This window comes from Arthrospira sp. PCC 9901 (assembly GCF_059013425.1).
Window position 1 is genome coordinate 2,365,726 of sequence record NZ_CP102296.1, and the last position, 16,787, is coordinate 2,382,512.

The window sequence follows — 16,787 nt, forward strand, 5'->3', positions numbered from 1 at the left end:
TTAAAGAATGGGAAACCGTGCCGACATATATAATGGTTTTTTGAGCCTATAGAGAAGTGGGGTCAAATAGCCATTCAACCCCACCTCATCAATCGGAACTTAATTCCCCAGGATTACACTACAAAGAAATCCTCAACCGGAATCTCTCCGAAACCTGGTAAATCCCCCGTATATCCAGTGATATTGATAACTAAATCATTCCGGGGCTGAAAACCACCAACATTATCATTAATCACCAGATAAGTGCCGCGAATATGACGATTAGTTGCCCTCACTAATGCAGCACTATTAGGTTCTAATGGTTGTCGTCCGGCTTGTCCGCCATCAGCATTACGAAATACCTGATTAACCAGCCTTCGCAGGTTAGGAGCATTGCTATTTCGAGCGCGGGTCAAATTCTCAGGAGCCCCGATATCCCGTCCGCGTCGGTTCAGCAAGTCAATTTTATCAGTACCGATTTCCAAGTCGGTAATATGGTCAGGAGCCGCTACCCTCGATTCCCCAAACTGGAACACAAAGATATCAGCACCACGACCACCAGTGAGAATATCCCGAGCCGCACCACCGTTGAGGGTGTCGTTACCAGCACCACCGATTAAAGTATCCCGACCGGGACCACCGTTGAGGGTGTCGTTACCAGCACCACCGATTAAAGTATCATTACCTGCTAATCCATAGATGGTGTCATGACCAGGGGTTCCTCGTAATAAATCATTGCCACGAGTACCCCTAATTGGTTCTGGTTCTGGTGTGGGTTCTGGTGTTTCAGCACCATCTATTGTCAACTTGGTGATAAAGGCATCCCAGTCGCCACTATTGGTTTGTCCATCTACGTTGCCAAAAGTCTCGCCCGCCATATAAATTGACCCATCACTACCTGTGGTCAGGGCACGAGCCATGTCATCCCTAGTGGAGCCGAACAGGCGCGTCCAGTCTTTACTGCCATTGGGCTGGTACTTGGTGATAAAGGCATCTAAGCGACCAATACTGGTTTGTCCATCTAGGCCGCCCCCAGTATAGCCCGCCACATAAATCGAGCCATCACTACCGGTGGTCAGGGCATTAGCCTCGTCCCTCTCACCACTTCCCAACAGGCGCGTCCAGTCTTTAGTGCCATCAGGCTGGAACTTGGTGATAAACGCATCAGTAAAGCCACTATTGGTTTGTCCATCTAGGTTGCCAAAAGTCTCGCCCGCCACATAAATCGAGCCATCACTACCGGTGGTCAGGGCAAAAGCCTCGTCCGAAGCACTGGTTCCTAACAGGCGCGTCCAGGCTTGAGTGCCATTGGGCTGGAACTTGGTGATAAAGGCATCCCGCCCACCACTATTAGTTTGTCCATCTAGGTTGCCTTCAGTATAGCCCGCTACATAAATCGACCCATCACTACCCGTGGTCAGGGCATAAGCCTCGTCATCCTCACGAGTCCCCAACAGGCGCGTCCAGGCTTTAGTGCCATCAGGCTGGAACTTGGTGATAAAGGCATCTTCTTCACCACTATTGGTTTGTCCATCTAGGTTGCCTTCAGTCGTGCCCGCTACATAAATCGAGCCATCACTACCCGTGGTCAGGGCATTAGCCTCGTCAAGCCCACGGGTTCCCAGCAGGCGCGTCCAGGCTTGAGTGCCATTGGGCTGGAACTTGGTGATAAAGGCATCTTCTTCACCACTATTGGTTTGTCCATCTAGGTTGCCTTCAGTATAGCCCGCCACATAAATCGAGCCATCACTACCCGTGGTCAGGGCATTAGCCTCGTCAAGCCCACGGGTTCCCAGCAGGCGCGTCCAGGCTTGAGTGCCATTGGGCTGGAACTTGGTGATAAAGGCATCTTCTTCACCACTATTGGTTTGTCCATCTAGGTTGCCTTCAGTATAGCCCGCCACATAAATCGAGCCATCACTACCCGTGGTCAGGGCATAAGCCCGCTCATCCTCACGGGTTCCCAACAGGCGCGTCCAGGCGAACTCTGGCGACCCTGACATCTGTACTGCTACTGGTTCTCCCTCTACCCAGATGATTCCCCAATCATTCTGATTCCTTAACCCAGTGATATCTGCTTCTGTCAAGGCTTCCCCATTCACTAGGCGCATAAATAACTCTCCCTCATCTCCAGGAGAGTCGATTTCGTTTAACTGAGAATCCAGATAATGCCCGAATTCCTCGGTTATTACATCCACCAGTTTCTCACTGTGAATTATCGCATCCGATAAATACACCTTACCCGTCACGGAATCAAAAGCGCCATCTGCACCATTCATGGATGTAGTCGCAAGCACCATCATCTCTGGTGTTTCACCTTGACTCAAAGCCTCAATGATGGTTGCACCTAATTCCACATCCGTATATTCACCGAAAGCCGTTTGTAAATCCGCCTCGAAATTAGCGGAGGCGACAAACTCTGTTAATTGCTGGTTAACTTGAGTTAATGCTGCTGTCAGTGGTTCGACGGATACATTATCAATGAATCCCAGTGCTGGTAGGGGATTTAGAGAATCTGATGATTCAAAAATATCGAAGATTTCGTTAGCATCATTGTTCATTGGGGCATCTCTCTCGAATTGAGCAATGGAAATTTCATACCTGAATTGGTATTGACATGGCTTACTAAAACGATACTGAGTTCCCAATATGATGTCAAACCCGAATTGTCAAAAAATGCGATCGCACCATTTCCCCACACTCTCTAAAACCCGCTACCAATCAGCAGATTAGGCAATCCTAAAAAAACTAACAAAATCCCGATTTTTCCCCTTGACAAATGCGGAAACTTGACTTATTATTAAATCATGGGAAACCGTGCCGACATATATAATGGTTTTTTGAGCCTATAGATAAGTGGGGTTAAATGGCTCTGGGTAGGTTGGGTGAAACGCAGTGAAACCCAACAGGGGTGAGATGGTGGCGTTGGGTTCCGTTCCTCCACCCAACCTACTTAAATAGGCTATATAACCGGCCACCATCATTCTTAAAAAAAGCGATCGCACCATTTCCCCACACTCTCTAAAACCCGCTACCAATCAGCAGATTAGGCAATCCTAAAAAAACTAACAAAATCCCGATTTTTCCCCTTGACAAATGCGGAAACTTGACTTATTATTAAATCATGGGAAACCGTGCCGACATATATAATGGTTTTTTGAGCCTATAGAGAAGTGGGGTTAAATGGCTCTGGGTAGGTTGGGTGAAACGCAGTGAAACCCAACAGGGGTGAGATGGTGGCGTTGGGTTCCGTTCCTCCACCCAACCTACTTAAATAGGCTATATAACCGGCCACCATCATTCTTAAAAAAAGCGATCGCACCATTTCCCCACACTCTCTAAAACCCCCCACTCATCAGCAGCTTAGGCAATCCTAAAAAAACTCTAAAAATCCCTATTTTTCCCTTGACAAATGCGGAAACTTGACTTACTATTAAAGAATGGGAAACTGTGCCGACATATATAATGGTTTTTTGAGCCTATAGCTCTGAGTAGGTTGGGTGAAACCCAACAGCGGTGAGATGGTGGTGTTGGGTTCCGTTCCTCCACCCAACCTACTTAAATAGGCTATATAACCGGCCACCATCATTCTTAAAAAAAGCGATCGCACCATTTCCCCACACTCTCTAAAACCCGCTACCCATCAGCAGATTAGGCAATCCTAAAAAAACTAACAAAATCCCGATTTTTCTCTTGACAAATTCCAGAACTTGACTTATTATTAAAGAATGGGAAACCGTGCCGACATATATAATGGTTTTTTGAGCCTATAGAGAAGTGGGGTCAAATAGCCATTCAACCCCACCTCATCAATCGGAACTTAATTCCCCAGGATTACACTACAAAGAAATCCTGAACCGGAATCTCTCCGAAACCTGGTAAATCCCCCGTATATCCAGTGATATTGATAACTAAATCATTCCGGGGCTGAAAACCAGGAACATTATCATTAATCACCAGATAAGTGCCGCGAATATGACGATTAGTTGCCCTGACCAATGCAGCACTGTTAATTCCTAATGGTTGGTCGCCTTCTTGCTCCCCATTGGCATCTTTAAATACCTGATTAATCACAGCCTGTAGACGGCGACCCTTATTATTAGCAGCACGGGTCAATCTCCTGGGGGGATTCATTTCCTCCCCGTCCTGTTTCAGCAGGTCAATTTTATCAGTACCGATGTCAAAGTCGGTAATATGGTCAGGATAAACCCTCCTCTTTGCCTGCATTACCCTCGATTCCCCAAACTGGAACACAAAGATATCAGCACCAGGACCACCAGTGAGAATATCTTGACCGGGACCACCGTTGAGGGTGTCGTTACCAGCACCACCGATTAAAGTATCCCGACCGGGACCACCAAGAAGGCTGTCATTTCCCGGACCTCCATCTAAGTAATCATGACCAAAACCACCCATCAGGGTGTCGTCTCCACCTAGTCCCTTAATGGTGTCGTTACCGTCTAATCCCAATAGCAAATCGGCATCGCGGGTTCCGGTTAAAGTATCATTGCCAGGAGTGCCTCGAATCGGAACAACTGAGTCAGGCGCAGCGGTCTCAAATTTAATGATATAAGAATTACTTCCCGCCGAAACCAGGTCAGCAGTGCCGTCCCCGTTGATATCTATGCGGTCAGAAAAAAAACCTGTAGCATAGACATTCCCAGCATCATCTACGGCGATACCATCGCCATAGCCCCAACTTCTTCCCACAATATTTTGTGCCCAAACCAAAGTACCATCACGGTTGAATTTGGCAATATAGGCAGCCCTCTCATATACAGCCTCCCCATATTCCGCCGAAACCAGGTCAGCAGTGCCGTCCCCGTTGATATCTATGCTGCCATAAAAATCACCTGTAGCGTAGACATTCCCAGCATCATCTACGGCGATACCATTGCCAGAGTCAAAATCACTTCCCCCAATACTTTGTGCCCAAACCAAAGTACCATCACGGTTGAATTTGGCAATATAGGCATCCTCCCCATATTCCGCCGAAACCAGGTCAGCAGTGCCGTCCCCGTTGATATCTATGCTGCCAGAAAAACCACCTGTAGCATAGACATTCCCAGCATCATCTACGGTGATACCACGCCTGCCCCAATCACTTCCCTCAATACTTTGTGCCCAAACCAAAGCACCATCACGGTTGAATTTGGCAATATAGGCATCCGTCCCTCTCGCCGAAACCAGGTCAGCAGTGCCGTCCCCGTTGATATCTATGCTGCCATAAAAACTACCTGTAGCGTAGACATTCCCAGCATCATCTACGGCGATACCATTGCCATAGCTGGAATAATCACTTCCCCCAATACTTTGTGCCCAAACCAAAGTACCATCACGGTTGAATTTGGCAATATAGGCCTCCCCATATCCCGCCGAAACCAGGTCAGCAGTGCCGTCCCCGTTGATATCTATGCTGCCAGAGAAACCACCTGTAGCGTAGACATTCCCAGTATCATCTACGGCGATACCATTGCCAGAGTCCGAATAATCACTTCCCCCAATACTTTGTGCCCAAACCAAAGCACCATCACGGTTGAATTTGGCAATATAGGCATCCTCCCATCCCGCCGAAACCAGGTCAGCAGTGCCGTCCCCGTTGATATCTATGCGGCCAGAAAAATCACCTGTAGCATAGACATTCCCAGCATCATCTACGGCGATACCATTGCCAGAGTCCCAACTTCTTCCCCCAATACTTTGTGCCCAAACCAAAGTACCATCACGGTTGAATTTGGCAATATAGGCATCCGTCCCTCCCGCCGAAACCAGGTCAGCAGTGCCGTCCCCGTTGATATCTATGCTGCCATCATCAAAACGACCTGTAGTATAGACATTCCCAGTATCATCTACGGCGATACCATGCCTGCCCCAATCACTTCCCCCAATACTTTGTGCTGCCCAAGCCAAATTGTAATGGAGTACCCCACCATAGGTAGCCATTACCTCTGTAGACAATACTGGAGATGCAGATATCCTCCCAATATTGACACCTAAATTCCAACTGCCACCCCGTTGCTTATTTCCGGTTAAGTTATCGGTAGCTGCTAAGTTACTACCCAGAACTTGGTGCAGGGTGTTGACGAATTTTTGCCCTACTTTTTGGGCGGCTACTTGGCATCCGTAGAGAATCACTTGGCTACCAACACCCAAGGCGTTTCGCCATTTTTTTAACTCAGGAGTATACTTTCCTAGGGTAGCTAGGTTGAGGATACTATTGCCTAAATATAGACATCCCGGAGAACCGTGGCAGAGTAGATGCAGTTGTTCAATTTCGGTTTCTGTTGCTAGAATATCGCTAATTTGTTGCACTCCATCCCCCTGGCTATCTAACAATAGCACCTGGGCGCTGGGAATCACTCCTGCTACTAACAGAGAGTAATCCTCTAGGGCGCTATCGATAATTACCAGTAGTTTGGGCTTAACCGCCTCCCTGGTGGCAGGTTCTGTGCGCTGACTGTAACTGAGCGGTTGACTGTTCATAGGTATTACCTGGAAATTAGTTGCAGATAATTGGATAGGCTCTGAGTAACTCTATCAACTAAATATTCAGAAAATGTGAAGTCTTGAAACGGATATTGATGGCTTCGATTATAACTTACTCTGGGGGGTTGGATGGCTGGAAAATTGTGAATATTTGTCAAGGAGAATTCCCGGTAAATCCCCCGGGTTATCGGTCTGAAGTTAAGAAATGCGATCGCTTTTAATTTTGAGCCTCTACCAGCCGACATATATGGGGATGGGGAGACCGTGGAAAAACCACCCCACGTCATCAATTAATCCCCTATCAACCAACCCCTTCTCTACTCCCTCTCTAAAACCCGCTACCAATCAGCAGATTAGGCAATCCTCAAAAAACTAACAAAATCCCGATTTTTCCCTTGACAAATATGGGAGCTTGACTTATTATTAAATCATGGGAAACCGTGCCGACATATATAATGGTTTTTTGAGCTTATAGCTCTGGGTAGGTTGGGTGAAACCCAACAGCGGTGAGATGGTGGTGTTGGGTTCCGTTCCTCCACCCAACCTACTTAAATAGGCTATATAACCGGCCACCATCATTCTTAAAAAAAGCGATCGCACTATTACCTCACACTCTCTAAAACCCGCTACCAATCAGGGGTGAGATGGTGGTGTTGGGTTCCGTTCCTCCACCCAACCTACTTAAATAGGCTATATAACCGGCTACCATTAGGGCTGAAAAAAAGCGATCGCACCATTTCCCCACACTCTCTAAAACCCGCTACCCATCAGCAGATTAGGCAATCCTAAAAAAACTAACAAAATCCCGATTTTTCCCTTGACAAATCCCGGCACTTGACTTATTATAAAAGAATGGGAAACCGTGCCGACATATATAATGGTTTTTTGAGCCTATAGCTCTGAATAGTAGGTTGGGTGAAACCCAACAGGGGTGAGATGGTGGTGTGGGGTGGCGTTCGGACCCCCCAACCTACTCAAATAGGCGATCGCTCTGAATAGTAGGTTGGGTGAAACCCAACAGGGGTGAGATGGTGGTGTGGGGTGGCGTTCGGACCCCCAACCTACTCAAATAGGCGATCGCTCTGAATAGTAGGTTGGGTGAAACCCAACAGCGGTGAGATGGTGGTGTTGGGTTCCCCTCCTCCACCCAACCTACTCAAATGGGGTGAGATGGTGGTGTTGGGTTCCGTTCCTCCACCCAACCTACTTAAATAGGCTCAAAAAATCCCAGGTTTTTCTATTGACAAATACCGGAACTTGACTTATTATAAAAGAATGGGAAACCGTGCCGACATATATAATGGTTTAGGGAGGGGTTCAGTCTCTCCCGGTAAAATCACCTGAAAGAGAGACCGAATCAACTAGCTAAGACCAGTTCTTTTTGGCTGGTTTAATGTGAGGGACTCCTAATCGAAAATCTGTAGGTGCGACTGGTTCAATGTCGGGGTCAAAACCACCTACTTGATTAGTCCTGAGTATCCATAAATCCGCCCCTAATTGCAGAAAAATCATGGCGATTTGGTCGTGAACCCAACGAGGTAGAAGAGTTCGCCAACTAGACAAAGCCTTAATCAGAGTGTCGCGGGGGTTTTCGACAGTCAAATCACCTAATTTGGGGGCATTAAATCGCCAGTCTGGGCGTACCTTTCCCATGGGGGTTAAATAATGTTCGAGGGTATTCAGTAAATCGCCTAACTGTTGGAAACGGAGAGTTTGCTCATGATTAGGGTGTTCTCGCATCCATTTAATGATTAGGGGATTTAATTCTAACTCGGCTAAAATTTGCCGCAAAGAGGAATATAAGGCTTGGCTAGAGTCCTGACAACAGGAATTAACGGGACTCACAAAAGTAGTTCCGGTTCCGTCTCCGACACGATAACGCGCAGCCATAATATCTAATTCCTGAATAACGGCATTTAGGGGGGAGAATTTGATGCCATCAAAATCATAATCTTCGGTGAGGGGGCTAAACTTAATTAGAGTTTCGCATAATGGTCGCACACCCAACCATCCCCATTGACGATCGCCTCCATAATGTTCCCAAGCATTCGCCCCAGAAATAATACCATCAGTATTATTAGTATAAATTTGTCGGTACTCGATCGCAAAACGTAACTCCCCCGTTAAAGGGTCTCGTTTCACCGTAGCTACCCCGAAAGCAAAATGCCCAAAATAGATTTTCATTGATGCTAATTCGGCTTTATTTCCGCCAATACCGCCAAACAGGTGCATCATCAAAGCGCGATCGCCTTCTCGCCATTGAGAAATCGCCATATGATCATCTTCACCCTCATTGTGCGGAGATAATAACACATTTTTAATCTTCCCCTTTTCCGCCTTTAAATTACTCAAATAATCACGCCTCAAGTAATCCAAGCATGGTGTCAGACCGTGAATCACCCGTTGAGGGGAGAGGCGGAACATTTCCCTAGGTGCGATCGCCTGTACCGTAAACCGACCTTGGTTATTTCTCGCCCCATAAATATACCATCCTCCCCTGTTAACCGGAGACTCTTCCACCCCCTGATTATTAAAAGAATAAACCCCATTACGATTAGGGATTACCGTCGGCATATAAACTATCTCCTCATCCCCATCAAAATCCCCTGTAGACCGGTTAAAATGCCGAACTTGAAACAGGTCATTGCCCAAGTTTTTAACAAACCTTACCACCCCATAAAACCGCCCCGAAATTTGCATCGGTTCCCGTTGAATATACACCACCGGAACACCCTCCCCAGTATCCTTAATTACCACCGGTTCACGAAGTGCCACAATCATATCATCATCAGGTCTCGCTCCCGCCAAAGACTCCAAAGGATCCACATTTTCCCAACCATCAAGTCGGTGAGGATGAACCTTTCCCTGTCGTTGACTAAGGCGCGCTTGTTCAGATAAATTCACATCCATTTTTAACAATTTCGAGTAGTTTTGCACCCACTGTTCATCACTCCAGCGCAAAATTACTACCTGTCCGATGCGATGTTGATTTTCCGGGTCAGCATGATAAATTTCCAGCCGCACGCCTTTCAGGGTTTCCCGTTCATCTTTACTTGGTAAAATTAACCGACCTATCCAAGTATAATTGGGGTGATATAAATCGGTATTTAACCTTTGTTGAAGCGGATAATAACCTACTTGATTAAATAACCCCTGCTTGTAGCGTTCATATTCGCTAATGGTGATAAACTTCTGCGGGTCTAATCCCGTGAGTTCCCAATTTTGACAGAGAATACCTGTAATAATTTGCACGGTCTGTTCCAGGTGCGTCCGTCCGTCCGGTAACAGCGCATCCCCCATGGGTCCATCATCGCCATTATGACCTACTGGACCCAAAGAAATCAAGATAATTCTGCCCCGTCTTTTGGCACAATTCCAATTAGAAAGAACGGAAATCGGCCAGCGTCCTGAAAACATAATCGGACCGAGTTTTTCCACAGGATCTTTTTCCCCCACTAGGTGATAGAGTCTTTGAATCGCCATAGCCCCGGTATTCCCACTAATTACCCCCGCTAAAGAAATCACCTCAATGGGGGCATTAATATTGTATTTCAGGAAGCTAACGGCACCCATAGACATCTGACCACCCCCACTGTAACCAATCAGGGTAATCGGTTTACCACTACCGAGGGGATAGCCAAAGCTAATTAGACTATTATAAATGACTTGGGCTAATCCTTGGTTTTGAATCGGACCATAACGGGGGTCGGCGGCGATCGCTACAGAAACCACATTGCGGAAATTGATAATAAAAGCGATCGGGTTAGCCGGATTTTTTAGGGATATTGATTCAATGATTTGCCAAATAAACGATAGGGGACGGTCTGAGGTTAGGGGTTTATTGGTGACACTATAAGGCATGATTCCTTTGACGATGAGAATATCATCAGGTAAGGACTCAGCTACCTTATCCAACATATTTTCAACTTGGGGGAGGTATTCATGGGAACCTTGATTGATACCGTCTAGGTACATTACATAACGGGAAATACTGTTGGGGTTCTCGATTTCTTTGACCGGGGTTCCTGTATATTTCAGGGTGCGATCACCATACCATCCCGCCCACCAACTTAGGGCTTCTAGGGGAGTTAGGAATATCGAAAAGAATAGCGCGATCAAGCCAATAGTCGTCAGGTCGATCGCTAATTGCAAAGTTTGTTCTAACGCATTGTACCAACGACTAAACCAACCTGGGGACTGGGAGGAAATTAACACAAACACGAAAAACCCCGTTAATCCTAATGCGATCAATTGGATCGCCCGGTTGCGTTTGATGGTTTCTGGACTGTGGCGGGTCGCAGCATCCAGTATTACTTCATTACCCACATCATCGATGCTTTCGATATTACCTGATATCACCATTTGTGTGAGTTTTTGGCGATCGGTTACTACCTCGGTTCCCGCCACTAGGTTAGTTAACTTTTGACCCAGAATCATTAACGGACTGCCGATCGTTCGTTGTAAAATCTGCAATAGTACCCAGCCTAACCCTACCGACGAAAAAGTAGCCCAGGTGTCAAGATTGGTTACTGCTTTAATCGCCGTTACTTCCGCTAGTAATGACCAAATCGACAGAAATACACCAATGGGAATGCCAAAATAGGGAAGACCCACTATGAATCGTAAAATTTGCGGCGCGTAGCTTAATCCTAGCGTCGTAATCGTTGCTTGTAGGTTCAGTCCGCTATTAAATATCGCATTGTGGACTAGCCAAATACTCGCCGCCCAAAACCAAAACGTGAACACAAACAAAATCGCGGCCATTCCTAAACTCAGCACAAATCGGAAGGGTCGGACTCGGTTAATAAATAAAACAATCGATTGACCTATCGCCTGGGAGACTCCCGCCACCAACACTATTGTTAGGGCTAGTCCTCTACCTAGGGGTAGGATATTAATTTCTACAAAAGCATCTCGGTTCAGGGACAGCGCCCCTAAGATTAGATGCCACCATTGGTCAAATGCCGTTTCCATAGTGATTTATATCGCGTCAATCTGTAGATTTGGTCTGCAATAGACTTTAAGCGATCGCATGATCGTGTCGTTTTTGATTGAACTCGCTATGATATCAATATTGAAATTTCTTAACTTTTGTTTACAAAATGCAATTATCCCCAGTTGGCTTTGGCAATACCAAGGCATGGCTCAAGAAGCATATACTATTTGGCAATGAACCTAACCCAGAATTGGTCGCTATTCTGACCGTATACTTTGTGCAAGGTATTCTGGGCCTCTCCCGTCTCGCCGTTAGCTTCTTCCTCAAAGATGATTTGGGTATGAGTCCCGCCGAAACCGCCGCCCTATTCGGAATAGTCTCTATTCCCTGGGTGATTAAACCCCTATTCGGCTTTATGTCCGACGGGTTGCCAATTTTTGGATATCGCCGCCGACCCTATTTAATCCTATCCGGGTTAATGGGGACTTTCTCCTGGGTTTACCTAGCTACCTTCGTTCATCATCCCATTACCGCGACAATTGCGATCGCCCTTAATTCCCTATCTGTAGCTATCAGCGATGTCATTGTAGACTCCTTAGTTGTAGAAAGGGCGCGAAACGAGTCTATCAGCAATATCGGTTCCCTTCAATCCCTATGTTGGGCTTCCTCAGCCCTGGGGGGGCTAATTACCGCCTACCTCAGCGGCTATCTCCTGGAAATCTTTACCTCCGAAACAGTTTTCCTCATTACCGCTACCTTTCCCCTATTGGTGATGGTTGTCGCATGGGCGATCGCTGAAGATAAAATTACTAGCATCTCCAATTGGCAAACCGTCAAACACCAAGTCCAACAACTGCGATCGGCCATCACCCAAAAATCCATCTGGCTACCCACCGCCTTTATCTTCTTGTGGCAAGCTACCCCCACCGCCGACTCAGCCTTTTTCTACTTCACCACCAACGAATTAGGATTTCAACCAGAGTTTTTAGGACGAGTCCGCCTAGTTACCAGTATCGCCGCCCTCCTCGGTATTTGGTTATTTCAGCGCTTCTTTAAATCTGTCCCCTTCCGTAAAATCTTCCTAGTCTCAACCCTTCTCTCCGCCGCCCTCGGTATGACCATGTTACTCCTAGTTACCCACACCAACCGCGCCCTAGGAATAGACGACCACTGGTTTAGCCTCGGAGATAGTCTCATCCTCACCGTAGCCGGAGAAATCGCCTATATGCCTGTTTTAGTCCTCGCCGCCCGCCTATGTCCCCCCGGTGTAGAAGCCACTCTTTTCGCCCTATTAATGTCCATCTCTAACCTCTCCCGACTCCTCTCCCACGAGTCTGGCGCACTTCTCACCCACTTATTAGGAGTCACCGAGACTAACTTCGATCAATTATGGTTGTTAGTCATTATCACTAACTTAACTACCCTTTTACCATTACCCCTAATTCGCTGGCTACCATCTACCACCGCCGAAACTAACACCCATAACATCCATTCACCCACCTTAGAATCAACCGCAGAATTAGTCCCCGAATTAGTCACCACCGATTAATTAATAATTGATAATCGGTAATCAATACCCCTTTCCGACTCCCTCCCCCTCACCTAATCGGCGGAATTTATGCCTGCTATTCTCAACCTATCTTGACCTATCACACATCTTGATATATACTAAATATATCTACTAACTGATGTCTGATATCAATTAACCATAATTTCTCAGTTAATCACCTTAAAATTAATCATTGAATCATGCAAAACACCATATCTGAACCCTCCCAAAATCAACTATCATATAACCCCAAAGAATGGCAAAAAGGCTATTTGTCTCAACCAAATGAATATAACTATACCATCACCAATATTGATGGAGAAATCCCCCCAGACCTCCAAGGAACCCTATTCCGTAACGGTCCCGGTTTATTAGATATCGGTGGCTTACCCATTCATCACCCCTTTGATGGAGATGGCATGATTTCCGCTATCCGTTTTCAGGACGGACAAGCACACTATCAAAATCGCTATGTCCGCACCCAAGGCTATATAGACGAACAACAAGCCAAAACTATTCTTTATCGCGGTGTATTTGGAACCCAAAAGCCTGGCGGTTTTCTCCACAACGCCTTTGACCTGCGGATTAAAAATATTGCCAATACTCAAGTCATTTATTGGGGTGGTAAATTACTCGCCTTATGGGAAGCAGACCTACCCTATCATCTCAACCATCAAACCTTAGAAACTATTGGGCTAGATAACCTTAACGGTATCCTCGAACCCGGAGAATCTTTCGCCGCCCACCCCCGCATTGACCCCAGTTCTAAGTTTAATGGCGGTTCCCCAAGTTTAGTTAATTTTTCCATTAAACCAGGACTATCAACCACTATCCGTATTTATGAACTCGACAGCCATGGTAGCCTCCTACAAAAATACGCCCATACAGTCCCCGGATTTGCCTTTATCCATGATTTTGCCATCACCCCTAACTACTGTATTTTCTTCCAAAATCCTGTAAAATTTAATCCCCTTCCTTATCTGTTTGGACTCTGTGGCGCAGGACAATGTGTGCATTTTCAAACTAATCAACCTACCCGCATCATTGTTATTCCTCGTGACCCCGCACAACGACAAAATATCCGACATTTTCACGCTCAATCTGGCTTTGTTTTCCATCATGCTAATGCTTTTGAACAGGAAAATCAGATTGGCGTTGATTCTATATGTTACCAATCTTTACCAGGGGTTGACCCACAAGCTAATTTTCGCGATACTGATTTTAATGCCTTAGAACCTGGTCAACTCTGGCGGTTTACCCTTGACCTCACTACCGGACAGGTTCAGCGTCAATTAATAGAATCTCGCTGTTGTGAGTTTCCTACTACTCACCCTAATTCTGTCGGTCGCCCTTACCGATATCTCTACTCCGCCGCCGCCCATAATAGCCAGGGAAATGCACCCCTTCAGGCGATTATTAAGTTTGACCTGGAAACCGGTTTGCGTCAACTTTGGACTGCTGCACCACACGGCTTTACCGGAGAACCTGTCTTTGTTCCCCGTCCTCATGCTACCTCCGAAGATGATGGCTGGTTATTGACTCTCGTTTATAATGCACAACAACATCGCTCTGATGTCGTTATTTTGGATGCGAAAAACCTTGAAAAAAATGCGATCGCTACCTTACACCTTCAACACCATATCCCCTATGGTTTACATGGGACTTTCGCTAACATTTAACTGATTTAACATTGGGGGGCAGCTTTTTTGTATACAATCTTCTTGCCCCCTTCTGGCTCGCCTAATGTTAACTTTTGTAAAAAAAAATTAAGTTTTGTTGCAAAAAAAATTTTTGGGGGGAGGGGGGTTGCTTTTTCGCGGCACTTGCGCTACACTTTTATTATAATGGGATGGTTGCACAATTTTTATTTTATGCAATGCTCCATTATTAAACCCAATACAAATATACTATCATTAATCCTGAGCCCCTGTCAACCCCTTTAACAAAAATTGTCGGCTGATGAATTTACCAAATGCTCAATCTGTCTCAGAATTTGACCGCCAGATGATGCGTAATTGTCTAAATCTGGCAAAGGAAGGGCTAGGAAAAACGGCACCAAATCCCCTAGTAGGTTGTGTGATTGTCCGTGATGACCAAATTATCGGGGAGGGATTTCACCCCGGACCAGGACAACCCCATGCAGAAATTTTCGCCTTGCGGTCTGCGGGAGAATTAGCCAGGGGAGCGACAGTATATGTGAACCTAGAACCGTGTAACCATTACGGAAGAACTCCCCCCTGTAGCGAAGCGTTAATTAAAGCAGGAGTTGCTAAAGTAGTGGCGGGAATGGTGGATCCGAATCCTCTGGTAGGTGGACAGGGAATTGCTAAACTGCGCCAAGCCGGAATAGAAGTAATTGTGGGAGTAGAAGAATCAGCCTGTTTAAAATTAAACGAAGCATTTGTTCATCGGATTATTTATAAACAAACCTTTGGTATATTGAAATACGCCATGACCCTGGATGGGAAAATAGCCACAGATACAGGTCATAGTGCTTGGGTAACAGGTGCGATCGCTCGCCAGGAAGTCCACCGTCTACGGGTCGCCTGTGATGCGGTAATTGTGGGGGGAAATACGGTCAGGCGAGATAATCCTCACTTAACCACCCACGGTCAAGGGGAACCCAACCCGTTGCGGGTAGTCATGAGTCGTAGTTTAGATTTACCATCATCAGCGCGACTGTGGGACACTTCCGAGGCTGCTACCATAGTTTTTACAGAAGTTGGTTCCCGTCCCGATTTCCAAGAACACTTGCGGAAAAAGGGGGTAGAGGTGGTGGAATTTGCACCATTGACACCCGCTAAAGTTATGTCATATTTCTATGAGCGTCAATTTTTGTCCGTGCTATGGGAATGTGGGGGTCGTCTAGCCTCTGAAGCCATAACTCAGGGGTGCGTTCACAAGATTTTGGCGTTTATTGCTCCTAAAATTATTGGTGGACAGGCTGCACCCTCTCCGGTCGGTAATTTAGGCTTTAGTCAAATGACTGAAGCCTTATCCCTAGAAGCAGTAAGCCTGCGAGCGATCGGTTCAGATTACCTAATTGAGGGTTATTTGTCTAATGGCTGGTCTGGAAATTTACCAGAGGCTTTTCAATTCCAGGCTACAGGGAGTAAAGCCTGATGAATGAGGTGGTTATTTTAGGCTTGATGGTCAGCAGCCTCGGTGTGGAAGCTGTCCTCGCTGGAAGCTGGCTATGTCAATTGCAGGATGAACAACAACAAGAATATGAAGAGGAGGAAGAAATCTTGACTCATTATGATTCCGATAACCCTAATACCACCACTATTGCATCATCTGCATCTTCTCAATCTCAGATATCTTCCCCTAATCACCAAGACTGGGAATATAAAATTGTTCGCGCTCAAACAGATTTATTTCGGCACCCTAAAACCTTTGAAAAACTTTGTCAGGAAGAGGCGATCGCTGGTTGGGTAATGGTGGAAAAACTAGACGATCGCCGCATTCGCTTTCGTCGTCCTAGCAATTACCAACCATCCCAGTCAGATCAGGTAGCCTTGATTGACCCCTATCGGTCTTCCTATGGGTCTAGTTTTAACTTGATGGGTTTACTAACAGGTTTCGCCTTTTTAATCGCCATTATTCTCCCCGCTTATTTGGGATATATATTGGTATCAACCACCTTAAATACTCGGCTCCCAGAACTACCCATAACCCCCGAAATAACTGAAGATAATGAAAGTGAAGACATCGAAATCCCCAGATAAATCCTATAGATACCATCAGAGTTTAGCACCCCATTAAGTTTATACTTTCGATTTCTGAGAAAATGCGATAATTGGTCTATTCTGCTGTAGGATAGACCATTATTCTATA

General features: G+C 46.1%; 9 protein-coding genes. 5 read left to right on the plus strand and 4 right to left on the minus strand.

What is annotated here, in order from left to right; genetic code table 11:
- Positions 1-113: 113 nt before the first annotated feature.
- Together NLZ44_RS10295 and NLZ44_RS10300 are read right to left on the minus strand one after the other, a co-directional pair.
- Positions 114-2,540, minus strand: a complete 2,427-nt coding sequence (locus NLZ44_RS10295; RefSeq protein WP_493752700.1) for an SBBP repeat-containing protein — start codon at positions 2,538-2,540, stop codon at positions 114-116.
- A gap of 1,273 nt (positions 2,541-3,813) precedes the next feature.
- On the minus strand, positions 3,814-6,462 hold the full coding sequence (locus NLZ44_RS10300; RefSeq protein ID WP_493752701.1) for a DUF4347 domain-containing protein: 2,649 nt from the start codon (positions 6,460-6,462) through the stop codon (positions 3,814-3,816).
- A gap of 98 nt (positions 6,463-6,560) precedes the next feature.
- Between NLZ44_RS10300 and NLZ44_RS10305 the strand changes: the two genes are divergently transcribed.
- Entirely contained in the window at positions 6,561-6,686 is a 126-nt protein-coding gene (locus NLZ44_RS10305; RefSeq protein WP_315664639.1) for a hypothetical protein, read from the plus strand.
- A 749-nt stretch (positions 6,687-7,435) separates the two neighbouring features.
- On the opposite strand, the gene NLZ44_RS10310 is transcribed toward NLZ44_RS10305, so the two are convergent.
- On the minus strand, positions 7,436-7,612 hold the full coding sequence (locus NLZ44_RS10310; protein ID WP_493752702.1) for a hypothetical protein: 177 nt from the start codon (positions 7,610-7,612) through the stop codon (positions 7,436-7,438).
- A gap of 218 nt (positions 7,613-7,830) precedes the next feature.
- Positions 7,831-11,439, minus strand: a complete 3,609-nt coding sequence (locus NLZ44_RS10315) for a Yip1 family protein (RefSeq protein ID WP_493752703.1) — start codon at positions 11,437-11,439, stop codon at positions 7,831-7,833.
- 128 nt (positions 11,440-11,567) lie between these two features.
- Here NLZ44_RS10315 and NLZ44_RS10320 point away from each other — a divergent pair, with 128 nt between their 5' ends.
- The 4 genes from NLZ44_RS10320 to NLZ44_RS10335 all read left to right on the plus strand — a co-directional run bounded on the left by NLZ44_RS10320 (position 11,568) and on the right by NLZ44_RS10335 (position 16,678).
- The gene (locus NLZ44_RS10320; RefSeq protein WP_493752704.1) at positions 11,568-12,950 is read left to right on the plus strand and encodes a folate/biopterin family MFS transporter; all 1,383 of its coding nucleotides are present in this window, start codon (positions 11,568-11,570) and stop codon (positions 12,948-12,950) included.
- Positions 12,951-13,150: 200 nt separating this feature from the next.
- The gene (locus NLZ44_RS10325; protein ID WP_493752705.1) at positions 13,151-14,629 is read left to right on the plus strand and encodes a carotenoid oxygenase family protein; all 1,479 of its coding nucleotides are present in this window, start codon (positions 13,151-13,153) and stop codon (positions 14,627-14,629) included.
- A 280-nt stretch (positions 14,630-14,909) separates the two neighbouring features.
- Entirely contained in the window at positions 14,910-16,073 is a 1,164-nt protein-coding gene (ribD, locus tag NLZ44_RS10330; RefSeq protein ID WP_493752706.1) for a bifunctional diaminohydroxyphosphoribosylaminopyrimidine deaminase/5-amino-6-(5-phosphoribosylamino)uracil reductase RibD, read from the plus strand.
- The gene (locus tag NLZ44_RS10335; RefSeq protein WP_493752707.1) at positions 16,073-16,678 is read left to right on the plus strand and encodes a hypothetical protein; all 606 of its coding nucleotides are present in this window, start codon (positions 16,073-16,075) and stop codon (positions 16,676-16,678) included. Before ribD ends, NLZ44_RS10335 begins: the two co-directional genes overlap by 1 nt.
- Positions 16,679-16,787 lie beyond the last annotated feature (109 nt).

Excerpts from the sequence above, each read along its gene's own strand:
- NLZ44_RS10295 (WP_493752700.1), bottom strand. The coding sequence starts at position 2,540 with ATGAACAATGATGCTAACGAAATCTTCGATATTTTTGAATCATCAGAT.
- NLZ44_RS10300 (WP_493752701.1), bottom strand. The coding sequence starts at position 6,462 with ATGAACAGTCAACCGCTCAGTTACAGTCAGCGCACAGAACCTGCCACC.
- NLZ44_RS10305 (WP_315664639.1), top strand. The coding sequence starts at position 6,561 with ATGGCTTCGATTATAACTTACTCTGGGGGGTTGGATGGCTGGAAAATT.
- NLZ44_RS10315 (WP_493752703.1), bottom strand. The coding sequence starts at position 11,439 with ATGGAAACGGCATTTGACCAATGGTGGCATCTAATCTTAGGGGCGCTG.
- NLZ44_RS10320 (WP_493752704.1), top strand. The coding sequence starts at position 11,568 with ATGCAATTATCCCCAGTTGGCTTTGGCAATACCAAGGCATGGCTCAAG.
- NLZ44_RS10325 (WP_493752705.1), top strand. The coding sequence starts at position 13,151 with ATGCAAAACACCATATCTGAACCCTCCCAAAATCAACTATCATATAAC.
- ribD (WP_493752706.1), top strand. The coding sequence starts at position 14,910 with ATGAATTTACCAAATGCTCAATCTGTCTCAGAATTTGACCGCCAGATG.
- NLZ44_RS10335 (WP_493752707.1), top strand. The coding sequence starts at position 16,073 with ATGAATGAGGTGGTTATTTTAGGCTTGATGGTCAGCAGCCTCGGTGTG.